This is a genomic window from Paenibacillus sp. LjRoot56 (assembly GCF_964253335.1).
Taxonomy (GTDB): domain Bacteria; phylum Bacillota; class Bacilli; order Paenibacillales; family NBRC-103111; genus Paenibacillus_E; species Paenibacillus_E allorhizoplanae.
Genome location: NZ_CAXURV020000005.1, coordinates 192657 through 218373 on the forward strand (window position 1 = coordinate 192657; position 25717 = coordinate 218373).

At 46.4% G+C, this 25717-nt stretch carries 24 protein-coding genes; 18 read left to right on the plus strand and 6 right to left on the minus strand.

Going from position 1 to position 25717, the window contains the following annotated elements; all coding sequences use genetic code 11:
• The first annotated feature begins 180 nt into the window (after positions 1-180).
• From ACSQ8O_RS32875 to ACSQ8O_RS32890, 4 genes are read left to right on the plus strand one after another with little or no spacing between them, the layout of a single operon-like run.
• Entirely contained in the window at positions 181-1875 is a 1695-nt protein-coding gene (locus ACSQ8O_RS32875; protein WP_436245130.1) for an efflux RND transporter periplasmic adaptor subunit, read from the plus strand.
• 33 nt (positions 1876-1908) lie between these two features.
• Positions 1909-2634, plus strand: coding sequence for an ABC transporter ATP-binding protein (locus ACSQ8O_RS32880; protein WP_436245131.1), 726 nt, complete (start codon positions 1909-1911; stop codon positions 2632-2634).
• Positions 2631-3806, plus strand: coding sequence for an ABC transporter permease (locus tag ACSQ8O_RS32885; protein ID WP_436245132.1), 1176 nt, complete (start codon positions 2631-2633; stop codon positions 3804-3806). The genes ACSQ8O_RS32880 and ACSQ8O_RS32885 overlap by 4 nt, the downstream gene beginning before the upstream one ends.
• Positions 3807-3825: 19 nt before the next feature.
• Positions 3826-6042, plus strand: a complete 2217-nt coding sequence (locus tag ACSQ8O_RS32890) for a hypothetical protein (protein ID WP_436245133.1) — start codon at positions 3826-3828, stop codon at positions 6040-6042.
• A gap of 54 nt (positions 6043-6096) precedes the next feature.
• On the opposite strand, the gene ACSQ8O_RS32895 is transcribed toward ACSQ8O_RS32890, so the two are convergent.
• The gene (locus ACSQ8O_RS32895; RefSeq protein WP_063795615.1) at positions 6097-6459 is read right to left on the minus strand and encodes a hypothetical protein; all 363 of its coding nucleotides are present in this window, start codon (positions 6457-6459) and stop codon (positions 6097-6099) included.
• Between the two features lie 739 nt (positions 6460-7198).
• Complete coding sequence (locus tag ACSQ8O_RS32900) at positions 7199-8326, minus strand: metallophosphoesterase family protein (protein WP_436245134.1); 1128 nt, start codon at positions 8324-8326, stop codon at positions 7199-7201.
• A gap of 240 nt (positions 8327-8566) precedes the next feature.
• Between ACSQ8O_RS32900 and ACSQ8O_RS32905 the strand changes: the two genes are divergently transcribed.
• The 3 genes from ACSQ8O_RS32905 to ACSQ8O_RS32915 are packed head-to-tail and all read left to right on the plus strand — an operon-like array spanning position 8567 to position 10502.
• Complete coding sequence (locus tag ACSQ8O_RS32905; RefSeq protein ID WP_216855838.1) at positions 8567-8926, plus strand: GntR family transcriptional regulator; 360 nt, start codon at positions 8567-8569, stop codon at positions 8924-8926.
• Positions 8926-9822 carry an ABC transporter ATP-binding protein gene (locus tag ACSQ8O_RS32910; protein ID WP_436245135.1) on the plus strand — a complete coding sequence of 299 codons (897 nt, stop codon included), beginning with the start codon at positions 8926-8928 and terminating at the stop codon, positions 9820-9822. The genes ACSQ8O_RS32905 and ACSQ8O_RS32910 overlap by 1 nt, the downstream gene beginning before the upstream one ends.
• Positions 9819-10502 carry a hypothetical protein gene (locus tag ACSQ8O_RS32915; RefSeq protein ID WP_436245136.1) on the plus strand — a complete coding sequence of 228 codons (684 nt, stop codon included), beginning with the start codon at positions 9819-9821 and terminating at the stop codon, positions 10500-10502. Before ACSQ8O_RS32910 ends, ACSQ8O_RS32915 begins: the two co-directional genes overlap by 4 nt.
• 73 nt (positions 10503-10575) lie before the next feature.
• Here ACSQ8O_RS32915 and ACSQ8O_RS32920 read toward each other — a convergent pair whose 3' ends face one another.
• Positions 10576-11103, minus strand: coding sequence for an SRPBCC family protein (locus tag ACSQ8O_RS32920; protein WP_436245137.1), 528 nt, complete (start codon positions 11101-11103; stop codon positions 10576-10578).
• A 48-nt stretch (positions 11104-11151) separates the two neighbouring features.
• Entirely contained in the window at positions 11152-11487 is a 336-nt protein-coding gene (locus ACSQ8O_RS32925; RefSeq protein WP_056617650.1) for an ArsR/SmtB family transcription factor, read from the minus strand.
• 273 nt (positions 11488-11760) lie between these two features.
• On the opposite strand from ACSQ8O_RS32925, the gene ACSQ8O_RS32930 reads away from it, so the two are divergent.
• On the plus strand, positions 11761-12462 hold the full coding sequence (locus ACSQ8O_RS32930; RefSeq protein WP_436245138.1) for a 3D domain-containing protein: 702 nt from the start codon (positions 11761-11763) through the stop codon (positions 12460-12462).
• A 75-nt stretch (positions 12463-12537) separates the two neighbouring features.
• Here ACSQ8O_RS32930 and ACSQ8O_RS32935 read toward each other — a convergent pair whose 3' ends face one another.
• A complete protein-coding gene (locus ACSQ8O_RS32935) occupies positions 12538-13380 on the minus strand; it encodes a lysophospholipase (RefSeq protein ID WP_436245139.1) in 843 nt (280 codons plus the stop codon).
• A 255-nt stretch (positions 13381-13635) separates the two neighbouring features.
• Between ACSQ8O_RS32935 and ACSQ8O_RS32940 the strand changes: the two genes are divergently transcribed.
• The 4 genes from ACSQ8O_RS32940 to ACSQ8O_RS32955 are packed head-to-tail and all read left to right on the plus strand — an operon-like array spanning position 13636 to position 15798.
• On the plus strand, positions 13636-13932 hold the full coding sequence (locus ACSQ8O_RS32940) for a LiaF transmembrane domain-containing protein (RefSeq protein ID WP_056617426.1): 297 nt from the start codon (positions 13636-13638) through the stop codon (positions 13930-13932).
• Between the two features lie 50 nt (positions 13933-13982).
• Positions 13983-14678 carry a PspA/IM30 family protein gene (locus ACSQ8O_RS32945; RefSeq protein WP_056617430.1) on the plus strand — a complete coding sequence of 232 codons (696 nt, stop codon included), beginning with the start codon at positions 13983-13985 and terminating at the stop codon, positions 14676-14678.
• Positions 14647-15108 (plus strand): PspC domain-containing protein, encoded by a 462-nt coding sequence (locus tag ACSQ8O_RS32950; protein WP_436245140.1) that lies wholly within the window; start codon positions 14647-14649, stop codon positions 15106-15108. The genes ACSQ8O_RS32945 and ACSQ8O_RS32950 overlap by 32 nt, the downstream gene beginning before the upstream one ends.
• Before the next feature lie 3 nt (positions 15109-15111).
• Positions 15112-15798, plus strand: a complete 687-nt coding sequence (locus tag ACSQ8O_RS32955) for a PspA/IM30 family protein (protein ID WP_056617436.1) — start codon at positions 15112-15114, stop codon at positions 15796-15798.
• A gap of 158 nt (positions 15799-15956) precedes the next feature.
• On the opposite strand, the gene ACSQ8O_RS32960 is transcribed toward ACSQ8O_RS32955, so the two are convergent.
• Entirely contained in the window at positions 15957-16478 is a 522-nt protein-coding gene (locus tag ACSQ8O_RS32960) for a hypothetical protein (RefSeq protein ID WP_436245141.1), read from the minus strand.
• A gap of 509 nt (positions 16479-16987) precedes the next feature.
• Between ACSQ8O_RS32960 and ACSQ8O_RS32965 the strand changes: the two genes are divergently transcribed.
• The 6 genes from ACSQ8O_RS32965 (at position 16988) to ACSQ8O_RS32990 (ending at position 25650) form a co-directional block, all read left to right on the plus strand.
• Positions 16988-18490 (plus strand): sugar ABC transporter ATP-binding protein, encoded by a 1503-nt coding sequence (locus ACSQ8O_RS32965; RefSeq protein WP_436245142.1) that lies wholly within the window; start codon positions 16988-16990, stop codon positions 18488-18490.
• A gap of 10 nt (positions 18491-18500) precedes the next feature.
• Positions 18501-19508, plus strand: coding sequence for an ABC transporter permease (locus tag ACSQ8O_RS32970; protein WP_436245143.1), 1008 nt, complete (start codon positions 18501-18503; stop codon positions 19506-19508).
• Between the two features lie 64 nt (positions 19509-19572).
• Positions 19573-20574: an ABC transporter substrate-binding protein gene (locus ACSQ8O_RS32975; RefSeq protein ID WP_436245144.1), complete on the plus strand. Its 1002-nt coding sequence runs from the start codon at positions 19573-19575 to the stop codon at positions 20572-20574.
• 237 nt (positions 20575-20811) lie between these two features.
• Complete coding sequence (locus ACSQ8O_RS32980) at positions 20812-22359, plus strand: response regulator transcription factor (protein WP_436245145.1); 1548 nt, start codon at positions 20812-20814, stop codon at positions 22357-22359.
• 23 nt (positions 22360-22382) lie between these two features.
• On the plus strand, positions 22383-24161 hold the full coding sequence (locus ACSQ8O_RS32985) for a histidine kinase (protein ID WP_436245146.1): 1779 nt from the start codon (positions 22383-22385) through the stop codon (positions 24159-24161).
• A gap of 181 nt (positions 24162-24342) precedes the next feature.
• Entirely contained in the window at positions 24343-25650 is a 1308-nt protein-coding gene (locus ACSQ8O_RS32990) for an ABC transporter substrate-binding protein (RefSeq protein WP_056617455.1), read from the plus strand.
• Positions 25651-25717 lie beyond the last annotated feature (67 nt).

Consider the following 25717-nt stretch of genomic DNA (forward strand, 5'->3'; position numbering starts at 1 on the left):
CCCATGCAACTTCACTTTTTTTTGTTGATCCCCATTTTCAGCAAACACTCAGCTTTCGTTCAACTTACTTTCAGCTTATACTCAGACAGGTTTCAGTCGCCCCTAGTAGACTACATCTTGTGAAGATTGTACGACCTAGGCAACGAGTGTTTAGGTAAACCGTGAGAGGGGTTATGACGGATGAAAGTAGGCAGTAAGAAAAGGTGGCTCATAGTAGCCCTGGCGGCCATCCTGTGTGGGGCAGGTACATACTACTATGTACATAATAATGCGAAGCCAGCAACAGCGGCGACACAACAAACAACAATGAAAGTGGCTAAGGGAGCCATATCGATGGCCGTATCGGGTACCTCCCAATTGGACGCTAAGGATAAGCAAAACATTGTGATCCCGATCGAAGGGATCATTAAAACGATGAATCTAACCCAGAATCAAGCGGTTAAAAAAGGCGATGTGCTCGTCGAACTTTCTGTCCCGTCAACGGAAACGAATCTCAAGGAAGCCCAAGTAACTCTGGGGCAGCTGGAGAGTGATCTAACTGAGCTGCAGTCTGAACAAGGAAATATGAGCGTATCCTCTCCGATGTCGGGCAAGATCACCTTGAATGCTAATTTTGATGTTGGCAGTCAAGTGAATAAAACGACGAAGATCGGTACGATTTCAGATACAACGCAGTTTAAGGTGAAACTGCCATTTTCACTGCAAGAAGCGGTGCAATTGAAAAAAGGTGACCCCGTGGAGCTGAGCGTGGATGGTTACTTGCTATCGAAGGTTGGTGCTGTCGATACCATCGGTCACGAAATTAGCGCCGACGCGAATGGGAATAAAGTGGTTTTGGTCGATGTACTCGTGGATAACGACGGTACGCTTTCGGCAGGATTAAAGGTCAAAGGCAGCATCGGCAGCGGCACAACCAAGGTAGCTTCCTCCGATCAGGCTGAACTGGCTTATGTGCGCACGGCGTCTATTTTCTCCGAAGCCAGCGGTACGGTGAAAACGCTGAAATTTAAAGATGGCGATACGATTAAACAAGGCGATCTGATTGTGACCCTTTTTAACGACGACCTCCAAAAGAATATCGTCGCCAAACAATCTGCGATTGAAAGCCAGAAAATCCGTGTCAGCGATGCCCAGCAAAAAATCGATCAATTAACGATCAAAGCACCGTTTGATGGCGTGTTCTCGGCGGATTTTGCCAACAGTAAGAATAACGTCCTTCGGAATTACCCGGTTGGCGCGCAGATTAATGCGAACACCACGCTCGGTGCAGTGGCAAGTCTAAGCACGATGCAGCTCGCAATTGCTGTGGATGAGCTTGATCTGACGAGTGTGAAGGTCGGACAAAAGGTTAACGTAAAAGTCGATGCGATTGCAGGGAAAACTTTTACAGGTGAAGTGACTTCTGTATCGAATGTGGGGACAACGACGAATGGCGTGACTACGTATGATGCGGTTGTGGCCATTCCGAATACAGCACAGAATGATTTGAAATATGCGATGACGGCGACGGCTGAAATCCTCATCCAAGATAAGAAGGATATTCTCGTACTACCGATTCAAGTCGTGACGACAACAAGAGGCAAGTCGACGGTTACGGTGAAGAAGGCCGATGGTACAACGGAAGAGCGGGAGTTAAAAGTAGGTATTCGAAGCAAAACGCAAGTTGAAGTGCTCGATGGCGTAAAAGAAGGCGAAGAGGTAGTCATGCCAGTTCGCAGAGCGACAACGACGACAAATCAGCAACAGCAAGGCTTCCCAGGCGGAGGTGCTTTCCCAGGTGGCGCAGGCGGCTTCCAAGGCGGTGCAGGTGGAGCTGCTGGCGGCGGTGGTTTCCAGGGTGGCGGTAATGCTGGCGGTGGCGGAGCGCGTCAATAAAGAGCTAATCTCGCCCGGAAAGGAGTTAATGGGATGAATATCATTGAGCTAAATGAGATCACGAAGAGTTACACCCGTGGTGCGGAGGAATTGCAGATTTTGCGCGGCATTACCCTGCATATTGCAGAGGGGGATTTTGTCGCCATTATTGGTCCCAGCGGATCGGGGAAATCGACGTTGATGAATACAATTGGGCTGCTAGACAGCCCAACGTCAGGTTCATATACATTGGATGGCGTAGCTACTGAGAAAATGTCAGACAACGGACTTGCTCAGCTGCGCAATCGGAAGATTGGTTTCATTTTTCAACAGTTTAACCTGTTGCCAAGGCTGACAGCGATGGAAAACGTGGAGCTTCCGATGATTTATGCAGGTATTTCTCCTAAACAACGGAAAGAACAAGCCAAGCGTATGCTGACGAAGTTAGGGATGGGAGAACGTGGACATCACAAGCCAAGCGAGCTTTCGGGTGGACAGCAGCAGCGGGTTGCGATTGCGCGTGCATTGGCCATTTCACCGTCGCTCATTCTAGCGGATGAGCCGACAGGCGCCTTGGATTCCAAAACGGGCATCGAGGTACTCGAGTTGATCAAAGAGTTAAATCAGCAGGGCAATACGATTGTGTTGATCACCCATGATCATCACATTGCAGACAATGCGAAGCGCGTGGTGGCGCTGCGAGATGGCGAAATCGTCAGTGATACCCGCAATGATGCTTGGTCGGTTGAAGTGCCTAAGTTAGAGGAGGCGCATTCATGAGAATTTGGGAGCTTTTCCAAATGGCGATGAGCACCATTCGCTCGAATCCGTTACGAACGGTTCTGACCATGCTAGGCGTTATTATCGGGGTTGCTTCGGTGATCACACTTGTCTCGATTGGTCAAGGAACCTCCAAAGCTATCGAAAAGCAATATGAAGGACTGGGAACGAATCTCCTAACGGTTAACCTAATGGGGAACGGACGCGCCACACAGTTGAATTACGATGAGTTCATGACCCTAGAGGGCACAGCGGGCATCTCGTCGATTGCACCCACTATGACGCAGAATAGTAGCATTAAGTTCGACCGCACAACGGAGAGCTACAATGTGATCGGAACGAATGACCGTTATTTGGAGTTGCAAAAAGGGAAGATGGCCAGCGGACGTTTCCTCGCTCAAGCAGATCTGGATTTCCGCAATCACGTTGCAGTTATCGGGAGTGAAGTGGCGACGAAGTTTTTTGGCAAGGAAGACCCGATCGACGAAGAAATTAATGTGAAGGGCTACATGTACACGATTATCGGTGTTCTTCAAACGAAGGGCTCCAATACGAGCGGAACCTCATTGGATAGCTCCGTGTTAGTGCCGCTGCCGACGATGAGCCGGGATTTTAAGTTAGGTAATATTCGGACCGCCTATGTGGAAGCATCCTCTGGTGATCTCGTCAGCCGTGCACAATTAGCCGTAGAAGCTTACTTATATCAGAAGTTTAAAAGTACAACTGGCTACAATATTTTGAACTCATCCGAGCTCATTAGCGCAAGACAAACGGCGTCTAGTACGCTGACCAACCAATTGGTTGCTGTTGCTGCGATTTCCCTGCTTGTAGGCGGGATCGGGATTATGAATATTATGCTCGTGACGGTGAGTGAGCGGACGAGAGAGATCGGGATTCGGAAGTCGATTGGGGCGAAGCGAAGAAATATTTTGCTGCAATTCCTAGTCGAAGCTACTTTGATTAGCGGGATGGGCGGTCTGATCGGTCTACTGGTCGGAATCGCTTTATCACTGGCCTGGCCGTATATCAATCCAAGCCAAGAGACGAGTCTTTCGATCAACGTAGGGCTTTACGCGTTTTTATTCTCAGCACTTGTTGGTGTCATTTTCGGTTTATATCCAGCGAATAAAGCATCAAAATTAAAACCTATCGACGCTCTGCGTTACGATTAGGCAACAGGAGGTTTGTACTATGATTCGTCAACTAACATCGATTGGACTCCGCTCCAAAAACTCACTTAAACAGACAAGTCTAGCTGTACTACTGACGGGAAGTTTGCTGGCTGCCTCATGGGCAGCTCCAGTACCTTCCGCACACGCCGCATCAGAGGGCGTTTTTATCTCGAAGGATTCTTATTTTATGCTAAATAGAGCGTCACTTTCCTCATCATCCTTGCAATTTTCAGTCTTGTTCCATAATGGAGAAAATCAGACGCTTGATTTTAACAAGTATGGTGTACGCGTGACGGATGGTGCTGGACATAGTTACACGGCCAATTTGAGTGAGAAAAAGAGCGGCATCGTGAACGGCGGGCAAGAGGAAAGCTTCCGATTCTACGCGAATTTGCCGGCAGGTGAAACTGCTGCTGATTTGAAAGTGGATGTATTTCGCTGGGATTACAATAAATCCGACTTCATGAATCATCTCGGTGAGCTGCCGATTGCCTCCGTCATCCAAGATGGGCAGCTGGAAGCGCCAGAAGAGATTATTAGCTTGCGCACGCTAGACAGCACACTTGCGAATGATGCCTCCCTTGCTTTTGCGCTAGGCCAGAGCGTACGTGTGACCGAGAATGGCAAATGGTATATGTACACGCAAGTCGCAGCGAAGAACTTAGGATCTAGCAGCGTGAAAGTACCCGCAGGATTGCTAGCTAGACTTGTGGATGCCAATGGAATGAAATACACGGCGACAGTTGCGAGTGGAGCGGATACGGCTATTTTGCCCAATCAGTCCGATACATTGACGCTCAAAACGCTAATTTCTAAAGGCATGCCTACAAGCGGGCTAACGTTGGAATATTATTATCTCAATCAAAGTGAAGATGTTTCACTGGGAACTTTGAGTATGAATTCGTCGCTGAATACGGTAGCTTTGGGCGTGAAACAGAGCTATGCGGGGCAGCAGGATGGCGAGAACGTGACTGCGAAGGCAAGCTCGTCTACGTATTCGATTCAAGCGGATGGTGTCCACGTTCAGACTGTGGTTACACTGAGCAATGACGGGGACGTTGTCGCTCCTGTCCCTTCCTTGGCAGCCTCCTACCAGTTCGGTGACTCAGGCTCATCCGTGTCATCCACAGATAACAGTACGCGCAGCGGTTTTTTAGCGCCGAAGGAGACGGCGACTTATTACTTCAATGCAACGTTGCCAACGGGCATCGATCCGAATGCGGCACAGCTCGTGCTGTGGCAGAAAGCGGCGGCTAGCACGGGAAACACGGCGGGGAGCGGGACAACGACAACGACTGGTAGTACGGGAAGCGGATCAACGACAGGTAATAGTGCAGGAACGACGGGAAGCGGGTCAACCACATCAGGGAACAGTGCCACCACAATAACAGGGCAACAGCCTGTGGCTGTGTTCGTGCTCAAAGGCGCGACCGAAGCCCAAAACGGCTTCACCACAGCGGTAGACTATGAGCTTGGAACCAAGCTTGCTCTGGGCAGCAGCGTTGTGAACCCGAATCTGGAAGTATCGCTCATTGAGCTTCATGCGCATGAGAATGATGATCTTGGCTACAAAACCGCGATCGCCAAATACAAAATCACGAACAACGGCACGAGCACGCTTGCTTTGCCTGAGCTGCAGAACGAGCTTATCGATAATAAAGGCAATGCGTATACCGGCTCTCGCCAAAGCGCGGCGGCTACGCAAATTGCACCAGGAAGCTCCTATGTAGTCAGCTACTCCTACTTGCTGCCTAATAAAGAAACGACAGAAGATGATTCATTTGCGCTGAATGTGTACGATGATAAGTCCGTTTCAGAAGGAAATGTGTCCGCAGGGACGTTCAAAGTTGCATTACAGGGAGAAGAAACTGGAGATACCATCGCGATCTATCCATTCTCACTTAAGGTGAATGACAGCTCGATTGGCTGGACGTATAGCGGCGGAACCTATTCCTATGTTCTTCAACTAGACATGGATATTACACATGAAGATCAAGTCATTATTGATTCTAATTTCTCCAAAATCCAATTCGAAATGGTCGATTCTCTCGGTCGTATCGTTGGTACCCAAGATGCTTCATTAATGGGTACAGGCAAATTAACGAGCGGCAGCCAGAGAGTAAGCATTTCCGGTTTGAAAAACGAGCAAGTGCAAACTGGCGTCATCGTCAATATGTATGAAGTCATTGACACACCGAACGGAACGGCGAAGCGCCTTCTGAAGCAATTTAAGTAAAAGAGAAAACAGCCCTACCCTTGGATTTGCCGGGGGTGGGCTGTTTTTGGTTAATTAGCCGATAAATACGAAAGCCGAAATACCAGAACGAACCGTACGTGTACGGAAGATGACACCGTCTGCATCGAAAGTTCTAAGAACTAAAGTACGTGTAGTAGGGGTACCGATTGTACGGAATACGGCAGTTCCAAATGCATCAAAGCGAGCAGTTGCAAGACGAGTTCCATTTAAAGTACGAGCCTCACAGAAAAAGCCCGAAGTGACGAAAGGAACACCGGCGTTATCTACCCAAAGAATAGTAAGTCGTCTAAGTGTTTGTGTAGGACCGAACTTTTTGCCCAGAGGAATGCGCGTGTACGACTTGCCGAACTTGCCAGAGTCTTTGAGAGTAGGGATGCTGCGTTTTGTGTTTTGCATGTAAGTTTCACCTCCTTCTCTCTATCTGCTTATAGTAGATGTCGAAGGAGGCATGCCCGTTAACTAGATTTACCTATGTAATAGAAAATGTGTTAATAGATTGGTTGTTTAGTAGATTGGGGTTTGTGTGATGAACCCATGGTGGTACTTTAGCGGGAAAACATACAGTTAAATTCAGTGGGAATCTTCCTTTTTATACAAATAACTGTAAAAAATACATGTAATTTCAAGCTTTTACGTCGGAAACAGCAGAAACTCAAAAATTAGCTACATATTTTCCAGTTAAAATAAAAATTCACGCTAAAATAGGAAAAATAAATGGAGGTTTTCCAGTTATTGAGGAGTGTGAAGTCGATTACAGATCGTGTAGGCACTTGATTACGATGAATCAGTGAGCACACAGAATGTAGCGTAATCGGAATAAGACTGTCCTTCGAGTGATCCGAAAGGCTGACTTTCACTTGTCCAAACACGTCTGTAGGCGCGTTGCAGTCGGCCTGTATTGTTAATGAAACGAATCTGTGTGGCCGTCAGTGAAGCTCAGCAAGAAGAAGAGACCTTTCCATTACGGAAGGGTCTCTTTCCATGTAAATAGTTTCGGATCTTCCGACTTAAATGAGCTTAGTCGGCTCTGAAGCATGCTTTAGTCCGATTCTACCACAACTAATTAGCCGAGCAATACGATGACAGCTTGTTAAGGGCATCTTAAGTGGGTGAAATCGAACTAAAGCTGGCAGCGCTATTTCACATCATACCCCTTCGCGATGGATGGCTCGATCCATCGCTTTTCGGTATGCTCGCGGCGTAGAATAGCTACGCGATCTGGGTAAACATCGACGATGAGGCTCTGGCTAAGCGACCGCGTCTCGGGCTCGTTCTTAGCGCTCCATACCTCGCGGATGGAGGCGCTGGAAGCGGCAAGAAACTTCAGCTGCTTCACTTGGCTGGTCGTTTCAACGTTCCAGTGGGTGTGCCCACTGAACAAAATGACATTCGGGTGCGCGTCAAGCAGCGCACGCAGTTCCTTGTGCTGGACGACGCCCAGCTCCAGATCTGTACCATCCAGCGTGCTCGGCAGCGGCTGGTGGAGGAATACGAACACGGGCTTGCCGGCATCCGCCGAGCTCGCCGCCGTGAGCCGCTCGCTCAGCCAGCTGAGCTGCGTGGGAGAGAGGTACGCATCCTCATTAATGGATGCGTCCACGTCTCTATACGCTTCCCCGCTAAGGAATAGGAAGCGATAGCCCTCTACGACAAGCTCGTGATACGGCTTGTCGTACCCCATCATGCGGTCGAATAACGCGACCGCATTCGCACTCGACCACGAAGAATTCATCTTCGTGTAATCCATCGTGCCATCCGGCTTGCGCCACACGCCGTAGTAGTCATGGTTGCCCATGGTCGCCTGCACAGGGGCATGGGGCTGGCGGCTAAGCAGCGTCAGCAAGCTGCGATAATCGCTCTCACTGCCGTTCGTGAGATCACCGTTCAGAACAAGCAACTTGCTGTCTGGGCGCAGCTCATGGTGATCCGCGAGCGCTTGCCGCAGAAGCAACTGAGAAGCCGAGTCCGTCGATATGATATGAACGTCGCTCATCACCGAGAAAGAAAACAACGGTTCAGCGGTTTGCGGCTCTACTTGTGCAGCAACAGTTTTCAGCTCATCTTGTACCGCAGCAAGTTGTGAATCCTCATGTGCAAAAGTGGTTTGCGGTGCCACTTGTACTGTAGCATGCTGTGATGCGCGCGTAGACTTTATTCCTTCCCCAACAGGGTTAATCAACGCAAACCCCAACAAAACCACCAAACTACTCCGTATGATAGATAGAAACATAGATACCCTACCTTTCAATAAGTGTGTCGTCATTCGCTTTTTCTTTTCTATGTCTTTAACCAGCTCTTCTTGTATTCAACCATTTCTTGTCTTTATCTTTACCTAGACCGGTTCTCACCCCACGCCCTACTGGTATTCCCCTGCAAAAAAGAAATTATTTAACTACCCAATTTTTGTATTACGCTTGACTTCGATGTTATTTGGTTGTATGGTTAATTACATGAGTAACTAACCAATGTAGTGATGAAAGCGGTGGTGAGAATTGTGGGATTTATGATGGACGATAGCCGCCCGATTTTTGTGCAAATCGCAGAGCAGATTGAGGATGACATTATCGAGTCACGCATGCTGGAAGAATCGCAGGTTCCTTCTACGAATCAATTTGCAGCCTTTTATCAGATCAATCCGGCAACGGCAGCGAAGGGTGTTAACCTGCTAGTGGACCAAGGGATTTTATACAAGAAGCGTGGCATTGGCATGTTTGTAGCGGAGGGAGCGAGGGCGAAGCTGATGGAGAAGCGTAAAGAACTTTTTTACGAGCAATATGTCGTGACGATGGTGAGGGAAGCCGAGAAGTTAGGCATAACGGTAGAGCAATTAACGGAAATGGTGCGGAGAGGGGAGAAAGCGTAATGACGAACGTTGTTGAGGTAAAAGGACTGTCGAAGGCCTATGGCCAAGTTAAGGCTGTTGACGGGGTCAGCTTCACGGTAGAAGCGAACAAAATCTACGGCTTACTCGGCAGAAATGGCGCAGGCAAAACAACCATCATGCATATGATCTCCGCACAGCAGTTCGCGACAAGCGGTGAGCTCAAGGTATTTGGCGAAGAGCCTTTTGAGAATAGTCAGGTGCTGAATCAGATTTGTTTTATTAAAGAGAGCCAGAAATATCCGGATACTTTCCGTATTATTGACGTGCTGGCGGTTGCCAAAACCTTATACCCGAACTGGGATGATGCGTATGCTAACGCGTTAATTGAAGATTTTCGACTTCCGATCAAAAGGAAAATTAAAAAGCTCTCCAGAGGCATGCTCTCCTCGGTGGGTATTGTGGTGGGGCTCGCTAGCCGCGCGCCATTGACGATCTTCGATGAGCCGTATCTGGGGTTGGATGCTGTAGCACGTGTACTTTTCTATGATCGTCTGTTGGAAGATTACGCGGAGCACCCTCGAACCGTCATTCTTTCTACACATCTCATTGATGAGGTGAGTCGACTACTTGAGCATGTTCTAGTGATCGACAACGGCAAGTTAATTCTAAATGAAGATGCTGATGCGCTTCGCGGCCGTGCTTGTATGGTTTCAGGTTTGAAATCAGCGGTAGATGCGTTCGTACGGGGAAAAGAAGTGCTGGAGCGAACAGCAATTGGTTCTGCTGCAACAGCGACCATCATGGGGGCTCTTTCGGTGCAAGATCGCAAATACGCCGAAGAATTAGGACTGGAATTCGCTCCAGTTTCCATCCAGCAGCTCATCGTTCATCTGACACGCACGCAAGTCGCGGGAAAGGGGTCTGAATTACTATGAACCGAGTTAAGCAAGTAGTCATGCTTCATCTAAGGAACAAGAACACATGGTTTTTGGTTCCATGGGCCATCCTGGGCGCTAATTTTCTGATCAATGCTTTAATTGCTCTTTCATTGAATGACGGTGAAACCGTCAATACGGGTGCGGTTGCTTCTGTATTCGTATACGCATTTATAGCAGGAACGCTGACGATAAAAGAAACGTTCCCATTCGCCATCGGTCTTAGTATTCGGAGAAAAGATTATTTCTTCGGTACAGCCTTGACTGTCGTTTTAGTAAATAGTATTTCAGGGATTGCGCTAACCATTCTTTCGGCCATTGAACAAGCAACAGACGGGTGGAACGTGAATTTGCATCTGTTTAAAATAGGTTTTCTAAGCGATCTACCGTACATCGGTATACTGGGGTTTAATATCCTCGTATTGGTACATTGTTTTTTCCTTGGGTTTGCTATTTCTAGCTTGCATCGCCGTTTTGGCAGCATGTCCATGTACATCTTTTTTACAGCGATGCTGCTGATTGGGACAATTGGTTCTTATACGATGACACATTTCGATCTATGGAGCGATTTTGGCCATTGGGTAGCTGATCATTATATGGGTTTGTTCTGGTATATGATCCCTTTGGTCGTTATCTATTCGATCATTTCCTATGGGTTGCTGCGCAAAGCAGCTGTATAAATATCCTGTTACAAAACAAAAACGAGCCACAGAAGAGTTCTTCTGAAGGCTCGTTTTTTGTTTGTGTATGGGATTAAGCTGTAATTTTCGCAATGTAGTCATCCAATTGCTTGAACGTTCCGCCAAATCCTTCTTCCATAGAACCTTTCATCGAAGCGAAGAACTGAATTTCTTCTTCCGTCGCGTTGATCGGGCCGCCGCTCATGACGATGATCGTTTTGCCATCTTCTTCGGTGAACGTTAATTTATTCAAGATTTCAAGTGGGAAAATAGGGCTGAACGGTGCACGGATTACGTTTCCTTCCGGATCTGCGAAAGAAGTCACATAGGAAAGCTTTTCCGGTGCAACAACCTCTTGATACGCGAATCTGCCAAACATTTCAAAGCCTTCCGGTGACTTCATTCCGTAGTGGAAAAGGCCGCCTGGGCGAACATCCAGGGATACGACCGTCAACTCCATCCCCGTTGGCCCCCACCATGCAGCTAAGTGCTCAGGCTCTGTCCATACTTGATATACAAGCTCACGAGGTGCGTTAACGATACGAGTAATCACCAATTCTGTACCTTCATGATTCATCTCAAATGTGTTTTGTTGTGTCATGTCTAATCCTCCATTATATAAAATAGTTTACGGAAGCTTGATCGCGATTTATTTCGGATCAGCCGGTTTGTTTTCCTTTGCCTGCAAAGCCTCTATATAGGCCTCCATCCGATCAAATCGGGTTTCCCACAGACGTCTGAAGGAACCGAGCCAATTCTCAATGTCCTGAAGGGACTGCGGCCGCAGTTTATAGACCCTTCGATTCGCTATTGGCTGTACCTCTACGAGTCCTGCTTCACTTAGTACACGCAGATGCTTGGAAACTTGCGGCTGACTTAGGCCGAGCCGGTCGACGATCTCCCCTACAGTAAGGGGGCCGTCTCGTAATAGCTCAACCATGCGTAAGCGATGTGGTTCGGCAAGAGCACTGAATATCGTATTCATGTATTGAATATAACCCAAATGGAATATTCCTGTCAAGGCATATTTAGATGGGGAAATATATCAGACAGGAATCATCTTTTTGTTTTTAATATCATCCATAGGTTTACTATCGTAAACAGAATAAGGTGAGAATATACAAACCAGTCCTTATGGTTCTCTCTTAATAGTTTCTATGTATCTATCATTAATTTCATAGGAAATGTATAGAAAGTTTACTTTTAGCCGAGTCTAGTAGCTATAACTCTATTAACTTTTCTAGGAGGAGCTATAGCTATGATGTTTCGTAAAATATGTATATCGACCTTATCCCTCATTGTGTTGCTTGGTTTGTGGTTCATGCAATCGAAGGCATATTCGTATCCGACGAGCTATGAAGACATGGATATGTCGCCTGTCTATGTGGCCTCTACGAGTGGAAGCACGGATACATCGATCGCTGAAGCTCCAGCTACTGCAGTCGATCAAGCTGCGACAACGTACAAAGTAAGCCGAGGAGATACCCTGTTCAAAATAGCAAAAAGCTTTGAAATCGCTGTCGATGATCTCATTGCTGCCAATTCCATTTCGAATCCGAACCAACTGACGATCGGACAAAGTCTTACAATCCCTCTTGTCGCTGTAGCAGCTGCATCCGAGGGACAGCCGAAAATTATCAAAAAAGTGATTAATACAACGTTAACCGCGTACACCGCGGGCTTTGAATCGACAGGCAAAAAAGCCTCTCATCCTACATACGGCATCACTTATAGTGGTATCAAAGCTAAGGAGGGACGCACGATTGCTGTAGATCCGGCCGTCATTCCTTTAGGATCCACGGTGTTCATCGAAGGCATTGGCATCCGGAAAGCGGAAGATATCGGATCGGCGATTCGCGGCTCCAGAATTGATGTCTTCATGAATGATTTGGGCCAAGCACAGGAGTTTGGTGTGAAAAAGAACGTGAAGGTGTACGTGTTAGATAGGGAAACGGTATAGCAGCGACTATAAGCATAAGAAGAACCGCCGTCATTGACGGCGGTTTTTCTTTCATTTGCAAACATACATCTTGGGTTAATTACGCGTAACCGTATGTTGATCCAACCAATCTAGTAAATCAGAAAAAAATTGCTCTCGCCCTAGGTCATCAAAAGGACGATGAAGCATCCTATCGTAAGCGTAGCTCTTTTTATCTTGCGAACCCACCAAGTGCAGGAATTGCTGAAGCTTCGCGGGGGGCGTCAATTTATCTTCTAGGCCGTATTGCAGGAGAAGGGGGAGTTGAAACGATTGTGCGTGATTCAAAATTCTTGGAATGGCTTGGCTTAGTCCAAGGCCTAAACCCGGCGTTACGGTACTATGACGCAAAGGATCTGCTTGCAGCTTTGCAACCATTTCGGGATCTTGTGTTAATCCATCGACACTGCCTGATTTTTGAATGGTGAGTTGTGGTCTTATTTTCCCCAGAAGTTTAATGAGCCAACTCTCAAAGGTCGTCATTTCATACGAAATCGCGGGAGCCACCAAAACGAGTCCACGAATCCCAGTGCCCCGATCGAGCACATAGTCCGCACTAATCACGCCCCCCATACTGTGACCAATGATAAAGAGAGGCAATTTAGGATTTTCAGATTGGACGAGTTCCCTAAATACATGCAGATCTCCTTTGTATTCGTCCCATGAGCGTATGGATCCACGAATACCGGGGCTTCGCCCATGACCGCGCGAATCAGCCGAATAGACGATATAACCCCCCTGTACGAGTGCGTCACACATATTGACTAATCCACCGCTGTGGTCGCCATGTCCATGTACAGCAATAATGGCGCCTTTGACTGGTACTTCTGACGGAGTGGCTCTTCTATAGAAAAGTTCAACCCCACCAATTCCCTGAAAAGTTCCCTCCGAGATGTTCACAAGAGAATCCTCCTTACGCAATAAAGCGTGATAGTTCAAACCAGCCCTTATTTTACCATACTTCCTAAATGGCACTCACGATAATTTTAGCTATGCCAGCAGGGGGGAATGCCCGTCTATCATAGGTCGTAGACCCACCCCGACTAAGGTCTAGGTGCAAATACCGTCCACGGTCCGTTTTGGAAAGCCGCGATTTTACCTAGAATAAAGACATGAAGAAGACGACGACAAACAACGAAAGGCGGTGACGAAACGATGAAAAGAAATACAGGATTTGCCGCTCTGCTGATCGCATTCGGCGCACTGATTTTATTCAATAAGCTAGGTTTTCACTTAGGAGACTTTATTGGCTCGGTGATGGGATATGTGATTCCCCTCATTATGGTTGGACTGGGTTACCTAGGGATTAAGAACGATAAGAAAATAGGATGGGTAATTGCCGGTATCGGGATAATCATTCTAGTAAGTAAGCTAGCAGGTTGGATCATTATTCTTCTGGCAATCGGGTTAATCGGATATGGATTTTCCATGTTAAAAGGAAGAACAGCTTAACGTAAGCGGTAAGAGAATCGAATATAGAGTGTGAAAAAGGTGGAGTGAAGATGAGCCTATTTAGGCGGATGAGAGATATAACCGTGGCAACTTTGAATGAGCATTTAGAGAAGTCGGAAGACCCGGTACGCTTGATTGACCAATACTTAGCGGCCCAGCGTGAGCAGCTTGTGCAGTCAGAACGATTGTATCAGCAATGCGTAAGTCATGCAGCGTCACTTCGGCAACAATATTTAACTGCACTAGAAACGAAAGAAAAGCGCGAGCATCAAGCGCTGCTGGCTTTGAAGGCTGGCGAAGAGCATATGGCACGCATCGTGCTGCAAGAGAAGTTGCAGGCGGAAGAGAAAAGCGTGCAATACCATGATCTGTATGAGCAGGCGAAGCAGTCCATCCTTGAGCTTGATGAGGAGCTGCAACAACTGAAGGCAGATTACAAAGAAGTCGCAGACAAACGAAGCTACTACTTGGCTCGTATGGAGTCCGCTCGCTTGCAGCAGCGCATGCATGCTCGCAGCAGTGTCACACAAGATGGGGCACCGCGGATGTTCGGCCGATTGGAAGAGCGCGTATCCGATATGGAGCTGCACGCCAGGACGCTTCGCGACGTTAGGAAGATGGGTCGCGAAAGCTACTACAGTGGGGGTAACCCAGCTGTAGATGCGGAAATGGAAGCACTTCGCAATAGACTGAAACAGGAGGGAACACAGGATCATGAACAAACTATATCGCTCACGAAGAGATAAGAAATTAACGGGCCTATGCGGGGGACTTGCAGAAGCCATGAATGTAGATGTCACACTATTACGTTTACTAGTCGTGATCACCACGTTTTTCACCGGAGGCACCGTCATTTTCGTCTACTTTGTAGCGGCGATTGTCATTCCGAAGGAACCTGGGTTTGATCAGCCCCCATTTGATCCCTATGCAAGCTCGTATGGTCGTCAAAACTATCCAGGGGGAGCATGGAATCATCATAAATCCCATAACCACCACCAAGCGCCACAACCGACTAGCAAGTATGCTTCCTATGAAGCGAGCCAACCAACGAACAACATCGATGAGATGATGAAAGACATTGAGAAGAAAGCTTTGCAAAGAGAAGTAGACGAACTTAGAGCCAAAGTCGCTCGTTTTGAAAAACAAACATTGGATAGTAAAAAAGGAGACGTGTAAACCATGGGTGTATTCACAAGAATGAAAGATATGACGAAAGCTTCAATTCACGAGGTATTAGATAAAATTGAGGATCCAATCGTAATGTTGAACCAATACCTTCGCGATATGGAGCAAGAAATTGCCCAGGCAGAAGTAACGGTTGCTCGCCAAATCGCAAGTGAGCGCAAGCTGAAGCAGCGCCTTGAAGAATCCGTTCGCCTAGTAGCTGATCGTGAAGCGAAAGCCTCCGCAGCCATCAAAAATGGCCAAGAAGCGATTGCTCGTCAAGCTGTTGAAGAAAAACTGTACCACGAAGATAAAATTGTTGAGTACACAGATCTATACGCTTCTGCGAAAGCTCATGCGGATGAGTTGACACAGCAATTGCACGAGATGAAAGATGAATTCTACAAAATGCGCAACAAACGCAACGAGCTTGTATCCCGTGCTCAATTAGCGAAAGCGAAGAAACAAATGGCGCAAGTATCCTACAACGGTGTGATCGAAAGCGGCAACGCATCTCGCGGCTTCCAACGCATGGAAGAGAAGATCATTCAGCTTGAAGTTGAAGCTGAGATCGCTCGCAAGCCATACGTACCAGCTGGTGGGGTTGGCAGCTACACGCCGATCGACACAGCGAAGCAAGCTAAAGTAGATGAGCAGCTGAACCTGCTCAAAGAGAAATTGAACGGTCAAGCTGCTGAATAGCAGCTTGGACATTTAATTGGCGAAATAAAAATGGATAGAGTTTTCAGATTACATCTGAATCTCTATCCATTTTCTTGTCTATTTGGGAAATGAGATCCCAATGAGGTGGAGTATTTCATATCGTGATAGCCCAGATTCGTCAAAGTGCGACTCCTTAATTATTCCTGGATTGAGGGGGTGATTCTAATTGTTTCCTCTTGCAAAGTATCTTTTTCAGTCCAAGTTATCTTAACAGTTTTTGTATCTTTCCAATTATCTACCTCGGTTTTGGTAGGTAACTGTTGAGGACCAACCCCAACAAGAGATTCAACTTTTAGTGTATTTACAGTGGAACTATTATTTTTGTAATTTAGAGAAATGTCTACCTTGTTTACAGATAATTTCCCAATGTATTCAATTGTTTGTTTTTCAATGTATCCATGTTTGCTGGGGAGATAGTTTACTTTAAACTTCCAAGAATCGCTATTAGCTACTAAATTTACTTCTTCCTTGTTGGCGTAACCACTTAATATCACCAATATTAGGATAATAAATAAGGTTAAGTACCTATTCATCGTAAAATCAACCACCTTATTACTGTTTCTAGTTTTCATATCACGGATATTTTGAAGATGAAATTGTTTTATAGATAAATCTCTTGCTGTAACTGCCGCAACAACACATGTTATGTTAACAATCATTTCTATTGTTTGGAATAGGTATAAAGACTTTTAATAATACAAATTAGGATAATTTTGTTAAATAAAAAGTGGGGGGATTCTCTTATTTTCGACATAAGTAAACATAACCCCCGATAAAAAAATCAAAATACTACAAAAAATGAAGAATTTTGTAGTAAGATTGTCCTGAAATTTTTTTGGAACTGCCCAAGAACCGAAGTGATCACACTATCCTGCCCGTGAACGTGGTTCCTCAACTCTGGCGTATTCGTTCTTTTCACCGAAATAGCGGAACGACGTTCCGTATCTCCAAGGCATAGCTACTCCAAACAGGTTATCAACACACCGTACCTCCAGTACCTACACTTTCGCACCTCCATACTTCCCCCCCCCTCAAGCACGCCAACCTCGAATCAGAAGATTTTCAACGTTTTTGAAGAGATTTATCCACTCTCATTCCAGCTTTTGGCAGGTAGAATGAACTCATGAACGAGGGACATGACGAACTGGGGTACGAGGTGAGATAGACGATGAGTGAGGAAATTTTGCTCAGGATGGAAGGGATTGAGAAACATTTTCCTGGTGTTCATGCGCTGCATCAGTGTCAGTTGGCGTTAGCTGCTGGTGAGGTGCACGCGCTAGTCGGTGAGAATGGGGCAGGGAAATCAACATTGATGAAAATTGCCACGGGTGTGTACCAGAAAGACGAAGGTCGCATCCTGGTGAAGGGCAAGGAAGTGAATATCCCTCATACAAGAGCAGCGCAGCAGCTAGGTATTTCGATGATTCACCAAGAGTTGAACCTGATGCCAGATTTGACGATCGCACAGAATATCTTTATCGGCCGCGAGCCGAGACATGGCATCAAGCTATTCGTCGATGAACGCATGCTGAATGAGCAAGCGCAGAACCTCCTGGATCAGATGAACCTACAGCTAGACCCGCGAACGATGGTGGCGGATTTGACAGTAGCCAAGCAGCAGATGGTAGAGATTGCGAAGGCGCTATCCTTTCAATCCGAGGTACTGATTATGGACGAACCGACAGCCGCCCTCACGCACGCAGAGATAGAGGAGCTGTTCCGCATCATCCATCAGCTCCGCAGCCGCGGTGTGGGAATCGTCTACATCTCTCACCGGATGGAAGAGTTGAAACGCATCAGTGATCGCATCACCGTCATGCGTGACGGCCGTTATATCGATACGGTGCAGACGCAGACGACATCCATCGATCAGATCATTGCGATGATGGTAGGGCGCGAGCTCTACGTCAGCCCGAATCAACAAACAACCACCACCTCAAAGGAGAAGGTGTTGGAAGTTTCCAAGCTAAACCGCGGCTCAGCGGTGAAGGATGTTTCCTTCCATCTGGCCAAAGGTGAAATCCTCGGCTTCGCCGGTCTGATGGGAGCGGGGCGCACGGAGGTGGCGCGGGCGATTTTTGGCGCAGACGCCATCGATTCCGGAGACATCCGCATCCACGGACAGCAGGTCCGTATCCAAGCGCCGCATGACGCGGTGAGGCACGGCATCGGTTACTTGTCTGAGGACCGCAAGCGCTTCGGGCTCATGGTGGAGATGGATGTGAAAATGAACATCGCACTCGCCTCCTATCGAAAGGCGCGGCGACTCGGCTGGATGCAAGACAGCATCATCGGCGAGAAAGCGCAGCACTATGTGGAAGCGCTTCAAATCAAAACACCAACGATCCATCAACAGGTGAAATTCCTATCCGGCGGTAACCAACAGAAGGTCGTTATCGGTAAATGGCTGCTGCGGGACTGCGATATTCTCATTTTCGATGAACCGACAAGAGGTATCGATGTGGGAGCCAAAACCGAGATTTACAAGCTGCTCGATGATCTCGCGGCGCAAGGGAAATCGATCATCATGATCTCCTCGGAGCTGCCAGAAATATTACGTATGAGCCATCGCATCATGGTCATGTGCGAAGGTCGCATTACCGGTGAACTCACGCAGCAAGAAGCCACACAGGAAGCTATTATGCGATTCGCCACGATGCGGATCAGTTAGGAGGAGCCTCATGTCAACAAGACTTGCACATGCCTACAAAAAAACAATTCCCACCTTGTCCAAACAAAACGGAGCTGCACAGAAGCTATTGGCATTTGCCAGTTTAATCATGCTCGTTCTCATTTTTTCCATCTCGTCGAGCAACTTTTTCCAATTCGATAACCTCATTGCTATTATGCTCTCAACCGCCGTTATCGGGGTTCTAGCGTTAGGCTCTACGTTCGTTATCATCACCTCGGGGATCGATTTGGCCGTTGGAACCGTGATGACTTTTTCCTCCGTCATGGCCGGCGTGATCATCACGACGTGGCAGCTCCCGATGCCGCTCGGCATTGTCGGAGGCATTCTGACTGGGGCTGTCTGCGGACTCATTAGCGGGCTGCTTGTAGCTAAAATGAAAATTCCGCCCTTCATCGCAACGCTTGCCATGATGATGGTGACGAAGGGCTTATCGCTTGTCATATCGGGAACGAAGCCGATTTATTTTAACGATACGCCTGCATTCACGAAGATTTCGATGGGCTCACTAGTTAGCGACATTTTCCCAGGTGTGGAAATTCCGAACGCGATTCTCGTGTTCTTCGGAGCTGCGATCATAGCCAGTATTATTTTGACCAAAACGATCATTGGCCGTTACAACTTTGCCCTAGGCAGCAATGAAGAATCTACTAGGCTTTCTGGCGTCAACGTGGACTACTGGAAAATCGTCATTTACACACTAACAGGTGTGTTCAGCGGAATTGCCGGCATCATGATGGCCTCTCGCCTCAACTCAGCGCAGCCTGCACTTGGGGCTGGCTATGAGCTCGAAGCCATCGCAGCCGTGGTCATTGGGGGCACGTCCCTCAGCGGGGGCAAAGGTTCCATCCTTGGAACCGTCATCGGTGCGCTGATCATGAGTGTGCTGACGAATGGACTTCGTATTTTATCCGTGAAGCAGGAGTGGCAGACGGTTATTGTCGGGATCGTCATTGTGTTGGCGGTATACGCAGATATGATGCGCCGCCGCAAGAAATAACCTTGGTATTCACTCCGTCAGGAGTCCTATACAACCAAAATTGAGAAGCAAGGGGCGAGGTACAGTGCTTAAACGGACTAAGAAATTTGCTGTAGCATCATCTTTGGTATTGCTGTCAGCCATTTTATTGAGTGCATGCAGTTCCACGACGAAAACAGCGACATCCACAGCGGGATCAACGACAACAGTAAAGTCAGATAAAATCTATATTCCGGTCATCTCCAAGGGCTTCCAGCACCAGTTCTGGCAAGCGGTGAAGCAAGGCGCAGAGAAAGCAGCGAAGGAATTCAATGTGGAGATTACATTTGAAGGTCCTGAGACAGAAACACAGGTGGATAAGCAAATTGAAATGCTGCAAGCTGCACTGGGCAAAAAGCCACAGGCCATCGCATTCGCTGCCCTTGACAGTAAGGCGGCGACGCCGCTGCTCGAGAAGGCCAAAGCAAGCAAAATCCCGGTCATCGGCTTCGACTCTGGTGTGGATAGCGACATTCCGGTGACGACTGCCGCTACTGATAATAAAGCGGCTGCTGCGCTCGCCGCCGACAAAATGGCTGCGCTTATCGGGGGCGAAGGCGAAATCGCACTTGTCGTGCATGACCAAACGAGCCGCACAGGGATCGATCGTCGAGATGGCTTTACGAATCAGATCAAAGCGAAATATCCGAACATCAAAATCGTTGATACCCAATACGGCGGTGGCGACCAGCTCAAATCAACAGACTTAGCGAAAGCGATTGTTCAAGCACACCCGAATATCAAAGGCTTCTTCGGTGCCAATGAAGGTTCAGCTATCGGTGTTCTGAATGCGGTGACTGAGCTCAAGAAAGACAAAATCGTTGTTATCGGTTACGACTCCGGCAAACAACAAATGGATGCCATCCGCAGCGGTAAAATGGCTGGGGCGATTACGCAAGATCCGATCGGCATCGGCTATTGGTCCGTAAAAGCGGCCGTGCAAGCGATCAAAGGCGAAACAGTTGCCAAAAACATCGATACAGGTTTCCACTGGTATGACAAAACGAACATTGATGCTGCGGATATCAAGCCGCTACTTTACGAATAAAAACGACATCATGCGACGTTATATTTAAATGGGAAATGAATTAGAAAACTGTCTGCAGGAAGCATCTTTCACGCTAACATGGTGAATGATGCTTTTTTTGCTGCGTAGTTAAGTTCTCGGGATGATTGTTGATTCATGCTCGTTAATGTGTACAATTAACTTTAAAATCCGACAGAGACCGATACATCGTTCAATCTAAAAGTGGGAAGCTATGTATAGTCCACAAAGGAGTAAGTCATGGAGACGTATTGCAAGATATTAATTGTTGATGATGAGATGCTAGTTCGTCAAGGGATCAGACATCTTCTCGATTGGGAGAGCGAAGGATTCCAGATTGTCGGCGAGGCTTCTAACGGTCAGGATGCGCTTGACATGGTCAAGCGACTCGAACCCAACCTGATCCTGACAGATATTGTTATGCCGGTTATGAGTGGAGAGGAATTGGTCAGAGTTGTGAAAGGCCTCTATCCAGAGATTGAAATCGTGGTGCTCAGCAGCTACGGTGAATTTGAGTATGTGCGCTCTACGTTTCAGAATGGTGTAGCAGATTATTTATTAAAACCTAAATTAGATGCAAATTCGCTGTTAGCTGTATTAAAAAAGACTGTACAAGGGATGCCAGCCTTTCGACATATAGACTTTACGAATGAAAAAGGACAGTCTGTCGACTATGTGTTGGACAAGCTAATTTCCGGCTATGCCATGGAGATGGATGGTGCGGAGATCAGCGCTCAATTCCCGTATCCTTGTTTTATTTTATTCGTTGCAGATATGCAAGATAGCTCGTCCTCTTCAATGAAACGAAACGAGGAATGGATCGAAACCTTGCTGAAAGGGTTGGTTCAGGATGCCGAGCAACCCTTTATCATTCACCGTCTGTCCCATCAAGACAGCCATATCCGGTTTTTGCTGAATACAGAGGATGCTGGCAGAATGGATGCCATCCATTTATGTGAACAATTGGTGGATTCTGGCGTAAGAGGAGGCTCCTCCTTCTATGTGGCGCTTAGCAAAAATTTCAGGAAAATCGAAGAACTCCATGACGTGTATACGCAAGATATTCTCAAAGTGTTGGATCACCGTTTCTTTCTATCGGATCAACAACTGTTCTTTGCAGACGAACTGGTAGAACATGAAGGGAACGGAGAATCATTTGATTCGGAGGCGTTTAGCGCTGAACTGAATCATCAAGATTTTCAACAAGCTTTTGAACGTCTTGGCCGTTATGTAGCCTCCATGCCTGGCAGATTGGATACGGATATGTTCGAGTTTAAATCTTTTCTAGGCCACAGCCTATTCAATATTATTGTCTCTTTACTGCACTTTCACTATGAGGCCAGAACGCTGGATGAAGCGAAGTATGAGTATTTCCGTGCCATTCATGAGGCCAAACATATCGGGGAAGTGCGCTCTCTTCTAGCTAAGTTTCTTAATGAGGCGACAGACTGTGTGACAGGTAACAAAACAAGTTCTCCGGGCATACAGAAGATTTTAATGTATCTGGATGAGCATTTTACGGAACCGCTGACGCTGACAGAAGTAGCCAAACAGTTTCATTTCAACCCCTCCTATCTATCCAATTATTTCACCATTCATAATAAAGAAGGCTTCAATGAGTATTTGAATCGTATTCGGATCGAACGTGCGTGTGAATTACTAAGAGATAGCGCGCATATGTCGATTTCAGAAATTAGCTCTCTTGTTGGCTACTCCGATCATAGTTACTTCACGAAAGTGTTTCGTAAGCTGATGGGGACTTCACCTAGCCACTATCGCAAAAAATGAAGACGAAAGGAATCACATGACATATGGGGGCATGGTTAAGAAAATTCTCCGATCAAAGCTTATTTAGTAAATTGTTCCTTGTGATGGTGCTTAGCATGATCACTGTCACGGTGGCGACTTCTTGGGTTACCGTGCAAATGTCGGAAAAGCTTTTTGTGAAGACATTTAGTATCACAAATTCCAAAATAATTGAACAAATTAAAAGCGGTTTGGAATCCATTCATTATTCAAATGTAAATATTGTCGTTAACGCAGCGCAAAGCGGTGCGATTAAAAGTTTTCTGACCGAAGGAGATACCGATTCGGTAACCAACTTCAAGGTGGCCTTCGGTATGAGCGAACAGATGAAGCGAATCCAGTCGGGCATTGGAGCCAAGAACATTGGGATGATCATTTCGGGCATAAATGGCAAAAACTATACGAGCGACCGTACCTACTGGTCCGGTTCTTTGGCGGATTTAGGGCGAAATCCGATTACACAAGAGTCGCGGAACCAGCCAGGACGCTTATTATACAGCTATTTGGATGAAGGGAGGCCAGGTTCTGGAGATCCAGGACTGGTTGCCGCCAAAGCTCTGATTGATCCTGTCAGTAAAGATTGGTATGGGACGCTTTATATCATCATGAAAGAAAGCGATCTAAGATCCATTTATGCAAGCTTCACAAGTGATGGGAATGATGTGTTGATATTAGATCGTCAAGGTCTAATCGTTTCTAGCAATCGAGCTGAGCTGATCGGAACTACGTCCAAAGAGCTTTTAGGCAGTGCACAGAGGATTCAGCAGCAGGGTCTGGCCAAGGATGAAATGAAGATGTTCGATAAAGATGTCATTGTATTGGCTGGAGATTTGCCGTTGTATGGCTTTTACATCATGAATGTTATTGATAAAAAGGTGACACTCGGTCAAATGCTTAACCGGAAAGCGATTTTCTTCATTGTTGCGGGAATCGTGGCTATTGCTGTGCTCATTGTATATGTGATCACACGGAGATTGACGCTCTCGTTAAGAAAACTTGTTAAGAAAATGTCCACGGTAACGAAAGAGAATTTTCATAATTATATGGCGGTAACGGGCACCTATGAGACAAGGGAACTTAGCCGATCCTTCAATTTCATGCTCGATGAGTTGAACGACTATATTAGTCAGCTTGTTGATACGCAGAAAGAGCAGCGCAAGGCAGAATTAGCCGCGCTGCAGCAGCAGATTAATCCGCATTTTTTATATAATACGCTGGCTTCTGTTAACATCCTTGTTCAGCGAGGGAGCCAGGAGTCCGCCACGCAAACGATTCATGCGCTCATTTCTCTCCTGCAGAATACCATCAGTAATGTCAAAGAAACGATTCCTGTTGTGCAAGAATTGGTGAATTTAAAGCATTACGTGTTCATTAATCAGATTCGTTATGGCCAAGGGATTAAGGTCGATTACTTTGTTTCACCGGACTGCTTGCCTGCGCAAGTGCCTAATTTGATGCTGCAACCTTTTATTGAGAATGCTTTTTTTCATGCTTTTAATAAGAAAGGCACGGGATATATTTATGTCATCATCACGAAAGAGAGGGATACGCTGCTCTGTGAAGTCGTTGACAATGGGGATGGCATGGAACTTTCTAACGAAGCGGATGAGATGCCGAATCCCACAAGTGCAAGGCAAATGTTCACAGGAATTGGTATTCGTAATGTTCATGATCGACTGGTTCTTTTATACGGAGAAGAATATGGGGTTGCGATAACAAGCACATTGGGACAAGGGACGAAGATATCAATTACGCTTCCATGGCGTACAATTCAATCCTTGTAGAAGTATAAAAAACTAAAAAAAAATACAAAATATAAAAATATTACAAATGATCAAATAAGGATGGGATTCCAGATACAATAAAAACGCTAATTTCAGCAAATTTCGTTCTAACAAGACGATTTGCCCAAATGATATTATCTATAAGTAAGCACTTACAAATTCAAATCATCAGGGGGATCACATGAAGAAGAAAATTTCTACGGTTTTACTTGCAAGTTTTATGCTTTTGACGGCATGTTCAAGTAATTCGTCAGACACATCATCAACGACTACTCCTAGCGGCGGTGCTGCAAGCACTAGTAAAGAAATTACCGTTTGGGCATGGGATAAGAACTTTAATATCGCAGCAATGAACCTAGCGAAAGACGCTTATGCCAAGGATCATCCTGATGTGAAAATCAATGTTGTTGAATATGCACAAGATGACATTATTCAAAAGATGAATACTGGTTTGAACTCTGGTTCAAAGTCAGGCCTTCCGAATGTTGTATTGATTGAAGATTACCGTGCACAAAGCTTTTTGAAAACATATCCAGATGCATTCGCAGATATGTCCGCATCCATTAAAGCTTCGGATTTCGCTGAATACAAATTAGGTCCAACAAGCTTGAACGGTAAACAATACGGTGTACCATTTGACTCCGGCGTAACAGGTCTTTATGTTCGCAGAGATTACTTGGAACAAGCAGGCTACAAGGTTGATGATTTGAAAAACATTGACTGGCAGAAATTCATTGAAGTCGGTAAAGCGGTTAAAGCCAAAACAGGTAAAGATTTGCTGACACAGGATCCCAATGATCTTGGTTTAATCCGTATGATGATTCAATCCGCAGGCGCTTGGTATCTGAAGAGTGACGGCACTACGCCGGATCTGAAAGACAACGCTGTGTTGAAAGAAGCTTTCGAAACATACAAAGAAATCATGAACGCGAACATTGTGAAAATCAACTCGGATTGGAACTCCTTCCTAGCTGGTTTCAATAGCGGTGCTGTTGCTTCTGTTCCGACAGGTAACTGGATTACGCCATCGGTTAAATCACAAGCTGATCAATCCGGTAAATGGGCAGTTGTTCCTTTTCCTAAGTTGAAAAACACAGCTAGTTCCGTTAACGCATCTAACCTTGGAGGAAGCTCCTGGTATGTATTAAACAGCACAGGTAAAGATACGGCTGCTGATTTCCTTGGAAAAACACTCGGTTCTGATGTGAATTTGTATCAAAAATTAGTGACAGACGTAGGGGTTGTTGGTACTTATAAACCTGCTGCGCAAGGTGAAGCTTATACGAAAGCCGACGATTTCTTCGGAGGTCAAAAGGTGATTTCTGATTTCGCAACATGGACGGCTCAAATTCCTAAAGTCAACTATGGTCTGCATACGTATGCGATTGAAGATATTCTCAAAGTTGAGATGCAAAATTACCTGAAGGGCAAAGACATCGCGAAAGTATTCAGTGATGCTCAGTCCCAAGCAGAATCCCAACTTAAGTAAGTTTCTCTTCCCATTAACCTATGGAACGCTGACCTCTGAATTGCGAAAATGCAAAGCAGGGGACAGC